Source organism: Williamsia sp. Y853, assembly GCF_056786495.1.
On record NZ_JBXCJC010000007.1, the window covers coordinates 1 to 13,743 of the forward strand.

The following is a 13,743-nucleotide window of genomic DNA, read 5'->3' on the forward strand; positions in this document are numbered from 1 at the left end:
GTGCGCGAGGGGGGACTTGAACCCCGGCTTCCATGCAGGTCAGAGCGTCACGTCGCTCGTTTTGCCCACATTTCACCCACGGCCCTATCCAGCCGGTTCGCCACATCATCCAAATCATCATCGAAAAGGTCGGCATAAACGTCGAGCGTCATCGCCGCCGACGAGTGCCCCAGCATCTTCTGAACGGCCTTCACATTCGCTCCCGACTGCACCGCCAGCGACGCCGCGGTGTGTCGCAAATCGTGCGGGGTGAACCGCGGCAAACCCGCACGAATAATCGACTGCTGCCACCAGCCGCGCGTGTACGGCGGCAACGGTAGGTACTCCCTATCCTTCGACCAGACGAGCTCGTCCGGTCCTTTGCCCGCGCACTGCGCCACAATCCGGCTCATCAGGAACGCCGGCACCGGCACCGTGCGCTCGCGATGACTCTTGGTGGTGCCCTCGATAATCTCGCCATCGACCTCCACCGCGTTGTCGCGGACCACGAGTCGCTTGCGCAGGGCATTGACGCCACGCACCCGTAGACCCGTCGCCTCACCCCACCGGACCCCGGTGTAGCCGAGCGTCAGCGCCAGCACCGCCCGGGCCTCTGCATCGATCGACGTTTGCTCGATCGCTTCAGCGAAGGCGTGGAGCTGCTCGTGCGTCAGGTACAGCTTCCGCTTCGATCCCTTGCGCGGCAGACTCATCCCGTCAGCGGCGTTCATGCCGATCAATCGGTCCCGCATCGCGTCGGCCAGGATGCCGTGCAGCACCTGGTGCGCGTAGATCACGCCGGTCGCCGCCAACGGTTCGAGGTCTTCAGCCGCGGTGTCTTTGCGCGGGATCTTCGTCAACGTCGAAAGCCAGTCCTGGACCTCGGTCGGCCGAATCTCGCCGATCGATACCTCACCCCACCGCGGCTCGACACGATGACGCCAGGCGATGGAGATCGGCTTGCGCGCTGATGGCTTCAGCTTCAGCTGCCGAGCCAACCAGCTCGGGCCAAGCTCCCCCACGGTCACCCTGCCGGCCATCGGGTCGATCCAGGTCCCGCTCATGACCTTCAGAAGGTTCTCGGCCTTCCACGCCTCGGCGGCGCGCTTGGTCTCGAACCCCCGCTTGTCGGTCTGGCCACCACCTGGTTTGCGGTAACGCACCATCCACCGCACGCCCTTCGCGGTCGAATACTTCTGCACGCTCGCCATAGCTCGTTAGACCTTTCACAGATCGCGAGCCGCAGCCCGCGTGGATCGCACTAGAGCAACCGATTCTCACCAGGACCCGATTGTGCGACAGTGCTTGGTTGTCGTCCAGCACAGCATTCAACTTCCGGGTAGCCCTGACAGCCGGAAATCAGTCGTGGCGCTTCCCTCGCTGACAGAGTTCGGTGTTGACGCGCCGGCGTTCTTCGTCGGTCAGCGACTGCACCAGCGCGACGAGCATAGGTACGTCCACCCAGAGTTCTTCGGCGACCTCGTCGGTGTGCCGCGTCCAGCACAGCACGTCGATCAGCTTTTCGAGCTGGATCAAACGGCGCGCGGCAATTCGCTCGACGGCGATCTCTTCGCGGGCACGAAGAACAGGGTCTTCGGGATAAATACGCCGCTCATCGTGAACCAGCTCGTGCGCAAGTGTTGAGCGGCGCTCGTCCTGATGTATGTGCCGCTGAATCTCAACTTGATCACCAATCAACCGGCCGCGAGTACCCGGGGGCAGATGATCAACGAACCGAATCTCGAGGTGCTTGCGCCCTCGGGCATCCCGCCACGGGTGGTAGGTGGTCATAGCGGGTGAGCGTAACGCTCAAGTCTGACAAATTCTTTTGCAGCGCAAGGAATTACACGGCAGTTATTCGTTCCCTGCCGCATCCATGGATGTACCGTCCTGCCGACGCGCGTCCATCTCCCGGAAGCGCCGCTGAGCTTCTTGATAGCTTCGCTCGTCTAACGGCGATAGCCTGGTCTCCCTTCGGCCGGTCTCGCGCTCCTTAACGCGGTTGACGTAGCCACGCATCGCCCACCAGACACGCGGTTCTTCATTGGGTCCGGGTGCGGAGATGGCGCCGTACACCGAGTAGCCAGCCAGTTGCCGCATGTTCCAAACCAACTCGACCTCGGCGGTAATTCCCTCCAAGATGTGCTTGTCTTCATCCGCTACATGGTTGTGGAACGGAATTTCCGTACGCCCCCAGACGTCACGAGCAACATCAACCTCATAGCCAATCTCACGCGCGAAACTTGGAGGCAGAGCCGCCACCAGCAGCTGGACCCGCAGCTTCTTTCCCGCGTCGTTCGGGTCACGTTTGTACTCGGAGTAAGCGTCTCCCAGTCTGAGAATCAGGTCCCGGTAAGCCTGCGAATCCGCATGCGCAAGCGCGGTCTCGTGTCGGGCATTTTCCGCTCGGTCCCGCTCGATCTTCTCCATGCCACTCGGCCGATGCGGAAGGAATTCCCGCCAACTACGCTGCCCGTCGAACCCCTCCGGAGTCCAACTAATGAAGATTTCGGCACCCACTCGGTCGAAACCAGGGATCGCGTAGAAGGCACGCGATTCACCAGGCGCGATCAGGACAGCGGCCTCACTGTCGTCATCGGAGACGAATCCGACCCTGACGAAGCTGCCGCTCAGCCGGACGTCTACTGCAGCGAGCGTGCCGTTGTTGCGCAACATGTATTGCTGACCAATGGGATGGAGCGACACCTCCCAACCGAACCGGCGACGAGCTTCTTGAAGTTCGTTGATCTTCGCTGTTTGTACGGCTGCCGCGGCAGACTTGGATGCGGCCTGTCTGGCAAGCAGAGCAATTCCGACACCAACGGCTGCGATCAGGGGCCCCACCCAATCCAGCAGGGAGACTCCACCAACGACGAACGCGGCAACGAGAAACGCTCCCGACGCCACCAAACAAACTGACGCCACAATCCACAGAGCGCGCGTAGAAGGCACGGTCTCAAGCATCGCCGTCAAGCTCAGCCTGCGACTCCTCGCCAAGCTGCTCGTCGCGCTCGCGCTGCAGCTGCCGCTTCGACACGCCTCTCACCTTGCGGTTGGCCAGGTCGTAGTCCCCTTGACGCTCGACCTCGAGGCCTGCACCGTCGTCCGGCGTTGGCTCTCCGGTGGCCGGCGGATCAGAATCAGGATTGCCGTCAATAGGTCCTCGCGACGCGACGATGCTGCGGATCAGCTCATCTATGGCGCGGCGCTGGCGTTGGTCGAGAAGGTTCGCTTCCACGGGCGGGCGGTACGGTTCCCGCTCCCCGACCGGCAGTCGAGCCGCTTCACGCAGCTCCTCGATCTTTATCTGCAGCACGGCCGCGAGCGCAGCTAGAACTTTCTCCGGGGGCCGTTCACCGTGCCGGCCGTTGAAATACGGGATGACAGTGCTTTCGCCGATCCCGAATTCGGTGGCAGCCCGGCCGACCTCCCGGACGCTACGGTCACCGCGGCGTTGGTTAAGTAGGTCAGACAATGCGCTCACGGTTACGGACGCTCCCTGATTTTTGGCGTGTTCGAATAATCGGAGAGTAACTGACTCGGTTACAAACTACGCACATGTAGTTCAAGGACCTGCACGTTAACCCATAGCGCCAACGATTGCGTGAGTAACCACTACCGGTTACATTGATTGACAGCTGGACAGTCAGCAATCACCCGGTTACCGTGAGGAAGTCAGCATGACAACGATCCAAAGGAGGCTCCTGGTGAGGCTCATCAGCCCTCAAGTCCTCGACCAGTACATGGTCTTTCGGGACGAATCGAATCGCACTCTCGCCGAGAAGGTTGGGTGCAGCACGTCCACCATCGCCCACCTGAGGCGCGGAGCTCGCTCATACTGCAACCCAAAGCACGGGCCCAAGATTGAGAAAATTCTGAACGCCCCGCCCGGCTCTCTTTTTTTGGCCGAAGTGATTGACGACTGCACAGCTGGCAATCGGAACGGCCCTCGTGTGGCGGCGGCATCATGACCGACTCCCCTTACCTCTCCATCGAGGGCGCGGCTCGGTACATGGGGTGGGAAGGCCCGGGAACCCATACGAGCCCCCACCCCAGAACCGTTAGTGATTGGTGCGCATCGCGCGTCCTACCAGCAAGTCAGCGCGTTCGCGGCGGCGTTTACAAGATCCACCGCGACGACATCGACCGGTTCATGCGTGCACAACGACAGACGTCCAGTCGGCGATCTGCATGACTTCCGCGCCGTCAGGGGAACGCGGCGCGGATCCAACCCACAAAAAAGAGCCCGCCGAGTGCCAGCTCGACGGGCCCGAGAAGGACTGATAGGAGTCCCAATGCCACAAGAATACGCAGAGATTATCTTCACCTGGCTGGTGATCGGCGGCATGCTCGCCGCCTGCCTCGGCCTACTGGCGATGGTCTGCCAAAAGAACGAGACCCCGGAGGCTGACGAGTTCGACCGCCAGCTCGACGAATTCGATCAGTTTGTCGACGAGATGGAGGACTTCGACAACGTCGCTGTGCTTGAGGTCGATCGGGGTGAGATCCGATGAGCAACCACATCGGTCGTCTCTATGGCGACCTGTCCGTCAGCGTGCAGAAGGCCGGCCAAGCCGAGATCGAGCGACAGCAGCGCAAGGTCTGGCAATTGACGCTCAACCTGCAGTCCCGCTGCGCCGAGCTGCTCGTCGACTCAACGATCACCTTCATCACCGGAAGCCGAGTGCGGGTCACACTCCACGGCGTCGACTGGGATTTCGACACCTACACGATGGGCGAGGACCTGGCGGAGGCACTCGACCTTGCACTGGACGCACTGAACCGGGCGGACGGGGCGGTGCGTCGTGGCTGACGGAATCACGTGCAGCGTCTGCCGTAGGCCAGTCCACAAGCGTCGCAAGGACACCTTGTGCTCGGCGCATTACGTGCAGTACTGGATCCGCAAGACCGCGGACCCTGATGAACTTGTCGACGAGATCGCGATCGAGCGGGCGATGCAGGGCGATTGGGTCGAGCTGACCACCACAGAGAAGACCGAGGCTGTCCGCCGACTGACTGCCCGCGGCCACTCTGCCTCGCTGATCGCTGAGCGACTTCGTATCTCGCAACGCCATGTCTCCCGATACCGCCAGCGGATCTCCCTCTTGGCGGTGGCTTCGTGAGTGCTCAGGATGCCTTCATTCCGAACCCTCGATCGATCACCCGCTGCCGCGGCTGCAAAGCCCGCATCTTCTTCGTCTCCACCGCGAAGTCGGAGCGGATGCCGGTCGACGTCACCCCAGTCCCGGACGGCAACCTCGCCATCACCGAGCCGCCGGTCACGCCTGGCCGTGACGGTCCGCTGCCCACTGCGGTCGTGGTCCGGAAGGGGCAAGCGATCGGCATGCGGTACGCGGGATTGCCGGTGTACCAAGCCCACTTTCGCAACTGCCCCCACGCGGACGACTTTCGCAACGCAGCTCGAGGAAGGAAATCCAAACGATGACTGACGCTGCTCCAACACAGACACACACCGTCGCCGACATCATTGCCAAGGTTCGCGAGGTCGCCACCCGCAATCCTGATCGCAAGTACCAGGTCCCTCTGAGCGGCGAACGCTACTACGTATACGACCAACAGCCCGCCAGCCTCGAAGGGGTTGCGCTGTGGGAGATGGGCCTAATCGACGTTGGCCTACAGGCCCGCTGGGTCAACGAGCTCGGTATCCGAGACCTCCTCCGGACTCTGAAAATCGAAGACACTGACGACGAAATCAACTGGCTCCGTTGGTCACAGCACTACGGCGACCATCTCGACCCCTGGGGCACCGCGGTTGAGAAGGCCGACGACTGCGCACGTCGCGGTCTCGTCTACCAGACCGCGTCATGAGAGCACAGGTGCACTACGAGAAAGGCACCGCCGGTCCGCAAGACGTCATCAACGGCGAGGTGCTGATCGAGGACCCGAAGGTCGTTCGCGTGGTCACCACCATCGCCGACCACTACATCCCCTGGGCTCGCGTAATTCGCATCGTCGAAGCCCATCCCACCAACGAAGAGGACCACAATGTCTGACTTCATCGCTCCTGGCTCCCCCGAATGGCTCAAGCTCATAACCCCGTCGAAAGTCCCTTCTATCCTTGGTGTTTCGCGATTCAAGTCGCAGTACACCCTGTGGCACGAGATGACCGGCCTTGTCGAACCGGCGCCAATCAGCGACGGGCAGCAGGACGACTTCGACTACGGGCACGCGGCCGAGATGGCAGCGGCTGAGTACTGGAAGTTCAAGAATCCGGGCTGGCTCGTCTCACGCGGCGAAGTCCAGTTGACCGACGAGACCCTGCCGTTCCCCAACCTCGTGACCGTCGACCGGCGTGCCGTTCGCGGTGCCCACCGTCGAGTGGTCGAGGTCAAGACTGCACGAGACCTCGAAGAGTGGGGCGACGACGGATCAGGCGACACCCCCTCCGATTACGCCGCCCAGGTACTCGCACAGATGGTGTTCACTGGCTGGACGAAGCACCCCGGCAACATCGTGCTCTGGCCCCAGTACGGCAAGCCGAAGATCTACACGGTCGAGTTCAAACCCGCTGTGGCTGAATGGATCGTCGCGCGGTGCATCGACTGGATGGAGTCCCTGCGCACGCTGACTCCCCCGCCGCTGGATGATTCCGTCACCTGCTACGAGACAGTCCGTGCGCTGCATCCCGACATCGACGGCACCAACGCTGAGGTCGACCCCGCCCTCGCACTCGATTACCTACAGGCCGATCGCGATGCGAAAGAGGCCGACAAGTACGCGCGCGGTCTCAAGACCAAACTCCTCGTCGCCATGGGCAGCGCCCGCTACGCCAAGGTCGGCGACGTCAAGATCGCTGACCGTCGCCCGAACTCGCATAAAGGCGTGTCCCTCTACGCCGCAGCCAAGACCGACCCCGCCACCCTCCGGAAAGGCAGCACAGCAGCATGACCAGCACCGAAATCGCCACTCAGAACACCACCGCCGTCGCATCGACCGCCTCGACCGACCTCGTCATCACCGCCGAGCAGACGGAGTTCACCTCCACGCAGGTCGCGGCGCTCAAGCAGCTCGGCGTCCAGGACGCCACCGAGGGCGACCTGCAGGTGTTCTTCCACCAGGCCAAGCGCACCGGGCTCGACCCGTTCGCCAGACAGATCTACATGATCGGCCGCAAGACGAAGACCGGCGGCTACCGCGGTGAGCCCGAGCGGTATGAAACAAAGTGGACCATTCAGACCGGCATCGATGGCTATCGCCTCAACGGCGCGCGGGCCGCGAAGCTTCAAGACGTCAAGGTCGGGCTCGAGGGTCCGTTCTTCCTTGGCGTCGACAGCGAATGGGACGACGTGTGGTTGGGCCAGGGCCCGCCGGCGGCCGCGAAGTACACGATCATCAAGAACGGCGAGCCAATCACCGGTGTCGCCATGTACACCGAGTTCGTTCAGACCAACCGCGACGGGTCTCCGAACTCGATGTGGAAGAAGATGCCGGCCAACCAGCTCGCCAAGTGCGCCGAGGCTCAGGCGTGGCGCAAGGCCTTCCCTGACGACTTCTCGGGTGTCGTCCTCGAGGATGCAGCCCAGGGCCAGATCATCGACGGCGCGGTCGAACAGCCGACCCGAACTAAGGCGCCCGCGGGCCGCGGAGTCGCAGCATTGGAGGCGCTGGCAGCCAAGTCGGAGGATCCGGCCGACGAGCCTACGGAGGAGCCCTCGGATCCGGAACCGAAACCGGAACCCGAGCAGGTCAAGGCTCCCCTCAAGCCGACCAAGAAGCAGGCAGACGACCTCGATCGCCTGTTCGCTGACGCTAACCTCGAGACCGACAACTGGGCCGCGAGGTACGTCGTGATCAACCGGACGATTAACCACGCTGAGCCCGTCACCGACATCCGGACACTCACCCGCGACGAGGTCGCGGACCTCATCACCACTCTCGGCAGCCTGCAGACCGAGGGCGTCCTGGTCGAGACCGTCGAGAACATGCTCATCGAGGACGCCCAGGCGAAGGAAGCGCAGCCGTGAGGCCCGTTGACCCGGCCCCGATGCAGCCGCCGGCGCTCATCCGGTGCGAGTACGTCGACGGCACGTGCACCACCTGGGCCCACAAGTTCCGCCCCGATCACCAACCCGCCACCACAGCGAAGGACTGACCCCCGATGGCTGAAATCACCGAAGCCCCAGCAGATCTCCCCAAGGCCGACCGCCCACTCATCGAGGCCCCACGGGCGGCCAAGGTAAAGATCGTCGGCGGCATGAGCGAGTACGCGCTCGATGATCCGCCCGAGTACGGCGAGGAGCGCACCTACATCGTCAAGGCATGGTGCAAGAAGGTCCACCTGGACGAGGTGGACGGCGAGCCGCGCATGGTCGTCGACATGCTACAGACCTCGATCTACGAGCGCGGCAAGGTGCCCATCGTCGACGAGCGTCAGCCGGGCCTGTTCGACGCTGACGACGAGGCAGAGGCCGAAACCCCCAACGAGGCAGATGATCCGGAGTTGCCGGGCGACGATGCGCAACCGAACGGCGAGGAGCGGAAGGCGTCGATGTTCTCCGATGGTGGTGATGCAGCATGAGCACACTCGCCCACACAACCTTGTTCGAGGTCGAAACATGCTGCAGCTGCGGGATTCTCTTCGCCATGCCGAAGGAGTTGAGCGACCGTCGGCTGAATGACCACCGCTGGTTCTACTGCCCGAACGGGCACAGTCAGCACTACACCGGAAAGTCGGATGCCGAAAAGCAACGTGAGCGCGCAGAGCGGCTCGAACGCCAGCTCGCCAACCGCGACGAGGACGTGCGATCAGCCCGCGCCTCGCTACGCGCTACCAAAGGTCAGCTGACCAAGGCGAAGAAACGTGCAGCCAACGGCGTATGCCCCTGTTGTAACCGGTCATTCGCGAACGTCCAGCGTCACGTGAAGGGCCAGCACCCCGAGTACGTGGAAGCGACCAAATGATCGTCAAGGAGCCGTGCTGGATCTGCGACCGCGAGAAGGACGACGAGGACGAGTCATGAGCGGCCGAATCAGTCGCGAGGAACTAGTGCAGCTGTGCAGCGACGGCGTCGTGCCGCAGGGGAAGTGGAGCAACCGGGACTCGTCCGCCGCGCAACGCCAGCTCGGCGAGGCCCGAGCACTTCTGGTCGCCGGGTGCGAGTTCTTTGTCGAACCGGACGTGAAGCACAGCGCCCATTGGGTCCACATCTCGTTCCGGGGTTTCGACTCCTTCGAGTATGGCGAAGAAGCCCCACTTGAGAATGAGCGCTACTACATCCCCACGCGGGCAAGCCTAGACGGTGCCGCCGGAGGTGACTGGTACTGATGATCGGCTACATCCAGATCCACTGGCACCGTTGGATTCTGCGCCACTGGCAGACCGACCGCATGAACGGCGCCACCGCACCCGCAGTCATTTGCGGGTGCGGAGTGGTGTGGGAGGACGAGTGATGAACCAGACACCCTCACGCTTCGCGCTTCAGGAACCAAATCGCGACCGCAACGAACGGAAGCGGATATCCAAGGGCTTCACTTTGCGCCTTCACGTCCTCCCAAATTTCGGGTTCGAACCACAGGAGGTACGTCGAAACGGTGGCGAGAAGCAGATACAGCGCGGCGGCAGCACCACGTTGCGCGACCGACAGCTCAACTCCACTTGCCAGCAACTCATCGATCAAACCGCCGACCGCGGCCTGCGCTTCCTCCGAGTTGGCAGTGATCTCAGCAGCCACTTCGGTGACTGTCTCGGCGCCGACTTCCTCGAGCACCTCATCGCTACCTTGCAGCCAGGTAGACAAGAGCGCCGTCGATCCCTGATCGGCTTGCGTCGCCCTCGCCAATTCGACTGTTTCGCGAATCCGACGCTGCGTTGCCTCATCAGGCAACGCCTGCGTCAATTGCCGAGCAGCGGCGAAGATGCCGCTGTCAGCAGCCCTGCCGACTGTGGCCCAGGCCTGAAGGAGCGAACTGCGAGCCGCCGAGAGTGCCTCGAAACTTCGCCGGAGCTTACGCAGTTGCTCATCATCGAGCTTGTCGAGCTCGCGGTAGGCAGCTGCGAGAGACGACTCGAGGTTGGGATCCTGCGCGAAGGGGTGATCAGTCATTCGCGGATTTTACGACCCTCGGCGCCTGTCGACCCGTTCTTCGCGGAACCGATAACGAACGGAGCGCCATAACATGGCCAACTCAGCTGGAATGCTCAAAGAATCTATATGGCGCGACAAGGACTTCCGCGCCGTCAGCCGCACCGCGCAGACGACCTATGGCCAGTTGCTCAGCCAGAAGGAACTCGACCGCGCAGGCATGCAGCCTCTCCAGGTCGCCAAGTGGGCGAAGGGGTGTGACTCGATCACCTCCGAGGACGTTTGGTCCGATCTGAAGGAACTGGAAGCCGCTCGGTTCGTCTTCGTCGACGAAGACACCGACGAGGTGTTCGTGCGCTCGTACATGCGCCAGAGCGACATCACCCGGTATCCGAACATCCTCAAGAACGCTCTGCGCTGCGCGACGATGGTCGCCTCGGAGAAGCTGCGTCACGAGCTGGCTGTCGAGCTGCGCCGGTTGCGTCGCGCAGAGGCCGCGAAGGTGGCTGACGAGATCGATCCGATCGAACCGTCAGAGAACCCTTCCGACAACGGTTCTGAAACCGTTCCAGAACCGTCTAACCCTTCCCGAACCGTTTCGAAACCCCTGGGAGTGGGAGAGGGAGAAGGAGAAGGAGAAAGTTCTCTAGGTGGTTACGTTGGGGGGTCGCGTACACGCGAGGCCGACACCAATGAGCCGCAAGAGCTGAGCAACGATCCCCCACCAGCCCGCTGTCCCAAGCACATCGACGAACCGACCGACGCCCCGTGCCGAGCATGCGGCGTCGCCCGGGAAGACCGCGAAGCCTGGGATCTCGCCCAGCGCAAGGCCGAGGCTCTGCGCCGATCGAACGAGGCTCACGCCGCAGCCGAGGCCCGGGCACTGGCCACCGCCAACTGCGACCTGTGCGACGAGGACGGCTACCGCGCCGGCCGATCGTGCACACACGACCCCGACGAGGACAACCGAGCTGCCCGTGGCATGGCCATGGTCCGAGCTGCTCTGGCGAAAGGCGACCAGTCATGACCGCGCACAACGAATCCCTCGCCGATCTCGACATGCCATCGCTCGACACCGCCCCGGCCTGCGAGGTGCCCAACTGCGATGACCCTGCCGAGTTCCGAGCGAAGTACTTCCACATCTTCGACCGACCCGAGTCATGCCAGACCGGAAGAATGTTCCTGCTGTGCCCGGAGCATCTCGGTCAGTCCGTGGAGAAGCACCGGAAGCTGTTCAGGATGGGCCCCGGATTCGCGTTCGAATGCGGGCGGTGCCGCGAGCGGCTGACATGCGTACACGACCTGATCCGGTCGGTGGTGTCGCTGTGAGCACCATCGTGGGCCTGGACCCGTCGCTCACAAGCTGCGGGATCGCGGTGCTCGGCGACGAGTCGCTCCACGCGCCCGTCGACATCCGGTCACTGCTCTCGGTTGGCCACCCCGGCAAGAACGGGACCGGCTATCTCGACCGGTCGAACCGCATCGTCTCCCAGGCCCGACTCGTGCTGCAGTACATCCCGACCGATGCCGATCTGGTCGTCATCGAGGACATGCCCGTCGGCATGAAGGCTCAGCCGAGCCTGGGTGATCGGTGGGGTCTTTGGTGGGGCCTGTACTCAGCGCTCGCTGCTCGAGGCGTCCCGATCGCGGTGTGCAACCCCGGGACTCGCGCGAAGTGGGCGACCGGCAACGGGCGAGCCGACAAGAAGCTCGTCCTGGCCTGCGTCCGCGAGCAGTGGCCCGATAGGCGCATCACCAACGATGACTGCGCCGATGCGCTGACAATGGCCGCCATGGGCGCCTTGAAGCTCGGCTGGACCCTGCCGTTCGAAATCAAACCCCGCCATCACGCAGGGCTCGACGTGGTGGCCTGGCCGAAGGAGATCAACGCGTGACCCAGAACCAGTGCACAAGGTGTCAGCGCACGACCGAACTATTCCTGTGCTGGGATTGTTGCACCCAACTGCGCAGCAAGCTCGAACAGACACCATGGCTAGCAAGGCAGCTCGCGATCACCGCAGACGGGCGAGATCGTATCGGCGTGCGTGGGCCGACGGGACCCACCAATCTCGATTCGCCAGTCTTGTTTGACCCCAAGGGACCACAAGAGTCTGCTGCACGGCGCTACGACGAACTGCGCACTACATTGGCTCGATGGGTCAAGGATCTGTGCGACACTCGCGGATTCGATTTCGTACCACTCGATTTCGAGCAAGTCTCGGTCGGCCCAGTCCGCAAAGGCCTGCACCGTCTGCCCGCCGGCTATGTCCCGTCCGCTGTCGACCTGGGTAAGTGGCTGACACACCACTTCGCTGCGATCGCACACAGCGAGGATGCAGCGCTCTGCTACGCAGAGATCGACCAAACCATCCGTCGCGCACTCGACGCCATCAACCCGCCTGCGCCACCCGTCTACTGCGGGCCCTGCCCCACACCTTCAGGGGCGGACACTAGCGGCATGTCCACCCAGTGTGGCTGTGCGCTTTATGCCGAGCGCGATCGGGAAACAGGCTATACAGCAGCGTATGTGACGTGCTGGTTATGCAAGGAGACGCACGATGTCGGCAAGATCAAACAGCAGATTTTCGCACGCACTGACAATTTCCTTCTTACCGCCGCCGAGATGTTCCGCGTACTCAATGAACTCAATGAGCACCTGCCGCGCAATCGGTTCTACGACTGGCGAAGAGATGGCCTCATCCAGCCGCGCGGCTGGAAGCACCAGGGCCGGATCACCGACCATTGGATCGCCCGCAATGACCCGCCCGTCTTCGCTCTCGCCGACGTGCGCCGGTTGATGACGGAGAGACTTGCGAAGGCTTAATTCGACGCCGTCGACTCGCCACCCTCGATTGGTTCCGAGTCGGTGGACCCCTTCTCGCTGTTGCGAAGTTCAGTCATCGCAGCGTGATTCTTTCGGGTGTCTTCCAGCAGTGAGTCCCACTTCTCAGCCCCCACCCTTTCTCGCGCTCCAGCTCTCTGCTCAGGTGACATCGCGTCAATTTCTGCAATCAATGCCCCGAACACTTCGTGCTGCTGTTCTGCAACCTTCATCAACTTGTCCTTCTTGCGCCTTAGTCGTCGCGCTTGTAAACGCACAACAAATAGACGGACGTACGACCACGCAACACTCGCCACAAGCGAAAGGGTTCGAGCGATAGACACGATCGCCACAATTGCGAATAGCGCAAAGCCTCCGAGTAGGAACCAAGAGAGCAGTTCGAGTGAATCCTCCAGGTCTTCGGGCGCCCCGATTTCTAACCACTTCTGGATCGCCACCAAAGCGAAGCTAAACCCGATCGCGGGGAGGAATGTCCAGATCGACTGACTAGCACTTTCGCGGGCCCTATCTCTATTCACCACGGACGCAATGCTCTGCGCGATGTGTGCGTTTAACACCTTGGCGGTCTCGGAGTTCGGGTCGAGTTGCTTGACCGTCTCGATGTCGCGTGCGATGTTGACCCGCCTATCATTCGCGCTCTGCCGAGCAATGACCCAGCCGAAGACGGGTCCAATTGTCGCAGACGCCAGAGCGATGACCGCCAGCGTGACTTCGCTACTCACGTACAAACCCCCATGGTGTTCTGACAGACACACGATCAGCGTTGTGCACGGAACGCTGCGATCAGGTTAAACTACGGACCAGCAGTACCAGAGGTGTGTCCGGACCGCCCCAGTCTGCTACTCCCATCGCAACGTCTGAACGCTTCCATCCGTATGT

General features: G+C 62.4%; 23 protein-coding genes. 17 read left to right on the plus strand and 6 right to left on the minus strand.

Annotated elements, in window-relative coordinates; translation table 11 throughout:
* Positions 1–47: 47 nt before the first annotated feature.
* From AC1TPF_RS26750 to AC1TPF_RS26765, 4 genes are all read right to left on the minus strand, one after another.
* Complete coding sequence (locus AC1TPF_RS26750; RefSeq protein WP_482145829.1) at positions 48–1,190, minus strand: tyrosine-type recombinase/integrase; 1,143 nt, start codon at positions 1,188–1,190, stop codon at positions 48–50.
* Positions 1,191–1,338: 148 nt separating this feature from the next.
* On the minus strand, positions 1,339–1,770 hold the full coding sequence (locus AC1TPF_RS26755; RefSeq protein WP_482145830.1) for a hypothetical protein: 432 nt from the start codon (positions 1,768–1,770) through the stop codon (positions 1,339–1,341).
* Positions 1,771–1,833: 63 nt separating this feature from the next.
* Positions 1,834–2,943, minus strand: coding sequence for a hypothetical protein (locus tag AC1TPF_RS26760; RefSeq protein WP_482145831.1), 1,110 nt, complete (start codon positions 2,941–2,943; stop codon positions 1,834–1,836).
* Positions 2,936–3,463, minus strand: a complete 528-nt coding sequence (locus tag AC1TPF_RS26765) for a hypothetical protein (protein WP_482145832.1) — start codon at positions 3,461–3,463, stop codon at positions 2,936–2,938. Before AC1TPF_RS26765 ends, AC1TPF_RS26760 begins: the two co-directional genes overlap by 8 nt.
* 528 nt (positions 3,464–3,991) lie before the next feature.
* On the opposite strand from AC1TPF_RS26765, the gene AC1TPF_RS26770 reads away from it, so the two are divergent.
* The 13 genes from AC1TPF_RS26770 (at position 3,992) to AC1TPF_RS26830 (ending at position 9,265) form a co-directional block, all read left to right on the plus strand.
* The gene (locus AC1TPF_RS26770) at positions 3,992–4,174 is read left to right on the plus strand and encodes a helix-turn-helix domain-containing protein (protein ID WP_482145881.1); all 183 of its coding nucleotides are present in this window, start codon (positions 3,992–3,994) and stop codon (positions 4,172–4,174) included.
* Between the two features lie 100 nt (positions 4,175–4,274).
* A complete protein-coding gene (locus tag AC1TPF_RS26775) occupies positions 4,275–4,493 on the plus strand; it encodes a hypothetical protein (protein WP_482145833.1) in 219 nt (72 codons plus the stop codon).
* The gene (locus tag AC1TPF_RS26780; RefSeq protein WP_482145834.1) at positions 4,490–4,792 is read left to right on the plus strand and encodes a hypothetical protein; all 303 of its coding nucleotides are present in this window, start codon (positions 4,490–4,492) and stop codon (positions 4,790–4,792) included. The genes AC1TPF_RS26775 and AC1TPF_RS26780 overlap by 4 nt, the downstream gene beginning before the upstream one ends.
* Positions 4,785–5,102: a hypothetical protein gene (locus AC1TPF_RS26785; protein WP_482145835.1), complete on the plus strand. Its 318-nt coding sequence runs from the start codon at positions 4,785–4,787 to the stop codon at positions 5,100–5,102. The genes AC1TPF_RS26780 and AC1TPF_RS26785 overlap by 8 nt, the downstream gene beginning before the upstream one ends.
* Complete coding sequence (locus AC1TPF_RS26790; protein ID WP_482145836.1) at positions 5,099–5,425, plus strand: hypothetical protein; 327 nt, start codon at positions 5,099–5,101, stop codon at positions 5,423–5,425. Before AC1TPF_RS26785 ends, AC1TPF_RS26790 begins: the two co-directional genes overlap by 4 nt.
* Positions 5,422–5,808 carry a hypothetical protein gene (locus AC1TPF_RS26795; protein ID WP_482145837.1) on the plus strand — a complete coding sequence of 129 codons (387 nt, stop codon included), beginning with the start codon at positions 5,422–5,424 and terminating at the stop codon, positions 5,806–5,808. The genes AC1TPF_RS26790 and AC1TPF_RS26795 overlap by 4 nt, the downstream gene beginning before the upstream one ends.
* Positions 5,805–5,993: a hypothetical protein gene (locus AC1TPF_RS26800; protein WP_482145838.1), complete on the plus strand. Its 189-nt coding sequence runs from the start codon at positions 5,805–5,807 to the stop codon at positions 5,991–5,993. Before AC1TPF_RS26795 ends, AC1TPF_RS26800 begins: the two co-directional genes overlap by 4 nt.
* Positions 5,986–6,888: a YqaJ viral recombinase family protein gene (locus tag AC1TPF_RS26805; RefSeq protein ID WP_482145839.1), complete on the plus strand. Its 903-nt coding sequence runs from the start codon at positions 5,986–5,988 to the stop codon at positions 6,886–6,888. The genes AC1TPF_RS26800 and AC1TPF_RS26805 overlap by 8 nt, the downstream gene beginning before the upstream one ends.
* On the plus strand, positions 6,885–7,964 hold the full coding sequence (locus AC1TPF_RS26810) for a recombinase RecT (protein ID WP_482145840.1): 1,080 nt from the start codon (positions 6,885–6,887) through the stop codon (positions 7,962–7,964). The genes AC1TPF_RS26805 and AC1TPF_RS26810 overlap by 4 nt, the downstream gene beginning before the upstream one ends.
* The gene (locus AC1TPF_RS26815; RefSeq protein ID WP_482145841.1) at positions 7,961–8,092 is read left to right on the plus strand and encodes a hypothetical protein; all 132 of its coding nucleotides are present in this window, start codon (positions 7,961–7,963) and stop codon (positions 8,090–8,092) included. The genes AC1TPF_RS26810 and AC1TPF_RS26815 overlap by 4 nt, the downstream gene beginning before the upstream one ends.
* Before the next feature lie 6 nt (positions 8,093–8,098).
* Complete coding sequence (locus tag AC1TPF_RS26820; protein WP_482145842.1) at positions 8,099–8,518, plus strand: hypothetical protein; 420 nt, start codon at positions 8,099–8,101, stop codon at positions 8,516–8,518.
* The gene (locus tag AC1TPF_RS26825) at positions 8,515–8,901 is read left to right on the plus strand and encodes a hypothetical protein (RefSeq protein WP_482145843.1); all 387 of its coding nucleotides are present in this window, start codon (positions 8,515–8,517) and stop codon (positions 8,899–8,901) included. The genes AC1TPF_RS26820 and AC1TPF_RS26825 overlap by 4 nt, the downstream gene beginning before the upstream one ends.
* A gap of 55 nt (positions 8,902–8,956) precedes the next feature.
* The gene (locus AC1TPF_RS26830) at positions 8,957–9,265 is read left to right on the plus strand and encodes a hypothetical protein (RefSeq protein WP_482145844.1); all 309 of its coding nucleotides are present in this window, start codon (positions 8,957–8,959) and stop codon (positions 9,263–9,265) included.
* Between the two features lie 139 nt (positions 9,266–9,404).
* Here the strand turns inward: AC1TPF_RS26830 and AC1TPF_RS26835 are convergent, their stop codons facing one another.
* Entirely contained in the window at positions 9,405–10,043 is a 639-nt protein-coding gene (locus AC1TPF_RS26835; protein ID WP_482145845.1) for a hypothetical protein, read from the minus strand.
* A 73-nt stretch (positions 10,044–10,116) separates the two neighbouring features.
* On the opposite strand from AC1TPF_RS26835, the gene AC1TPF_RS26840 reads away from it, so the two are divergent.
* From AC1TPF_RS26840 to AC1TPF_RS26855, 4 genes are read left to right on the plus strand one after another with little or no spacing between them, the layout of a single operon-like run.
* Positions 10,117–11,049 carry a hypothetical protein gene (locus AC1TPF_RS26840; protein ID WP_482145846.1) on the plus strand — a complete coding sequence of 311 codons (933 nt, stop codon included), beginning with the start codon at positions 10,117–10,119 and terminating at the stop codon, positions 11,047–11,049.
* Positions 11,046–11,351 carry a hypothetical protein gene (locus AC1TPF_RS26845; protein ID WP_482145847.1) on the plus strand — a complete coding sequence of 102 codons (306 nt, stop codon included), beginning with the start codon at positions 11,046–11,048 and terminating at the stop codon, positions 11,349–11,351. The genes AC1TPF_RS26840 and AC1TPF_RS26845 overlap by 4 nt, the downstream gene beginning before the upstream one ends.
* On the plus strand, positions 11,348–11,917 hold the full coding sequence (locus AC1TPF_RS26850; protein ID WP_482145848.1) for a crossover junction endodeoxyribonuclease RuvC: 570 nt from the start codon (positions 11,348–11,350) through the stop codon (positions 11,915–11,917). The genes AC1TPF_RS26845 and AC1TPF_RS26850 overlap by 4 nt, the downstream gene beginning before the upstream one ends.
* A complete protein-coding gene (locus tag AC1TPF_RS26855) occupies positions 11,914–12,846 on the plus strand; it encodes a hypothetical protein (RefSeq protein WP_482145849.1) in 933 nt (310 codons plus the stop codon). The genes AC1TPF_RS26850 and AC1TPF_RS26855 overlap by 4 nt, the downstream gene beginning before the upstream one ends.
* On the opposite strand, the gene AC1TPF_RS26860 is transcribed toward AC1TPF_RS26855, so the two are convergent.
* A complete protein-coding gene (locus AC1TPF_RS26860) occupies positions 12,843–13,586 on the minus strand; it encodes a hypothetical protein (RefSeq protein ID WP_482145850.1) in 744 nt (247 codons plus the stop codon). The two genes, AC1TPF_RS26855 and AC1TPF_RS26860, sit on opposite strands and share 4 nt — an antisense overlap.
* Between the last annotated feature and the right edge of the window lie 157 nt (positions 13,587–13,743).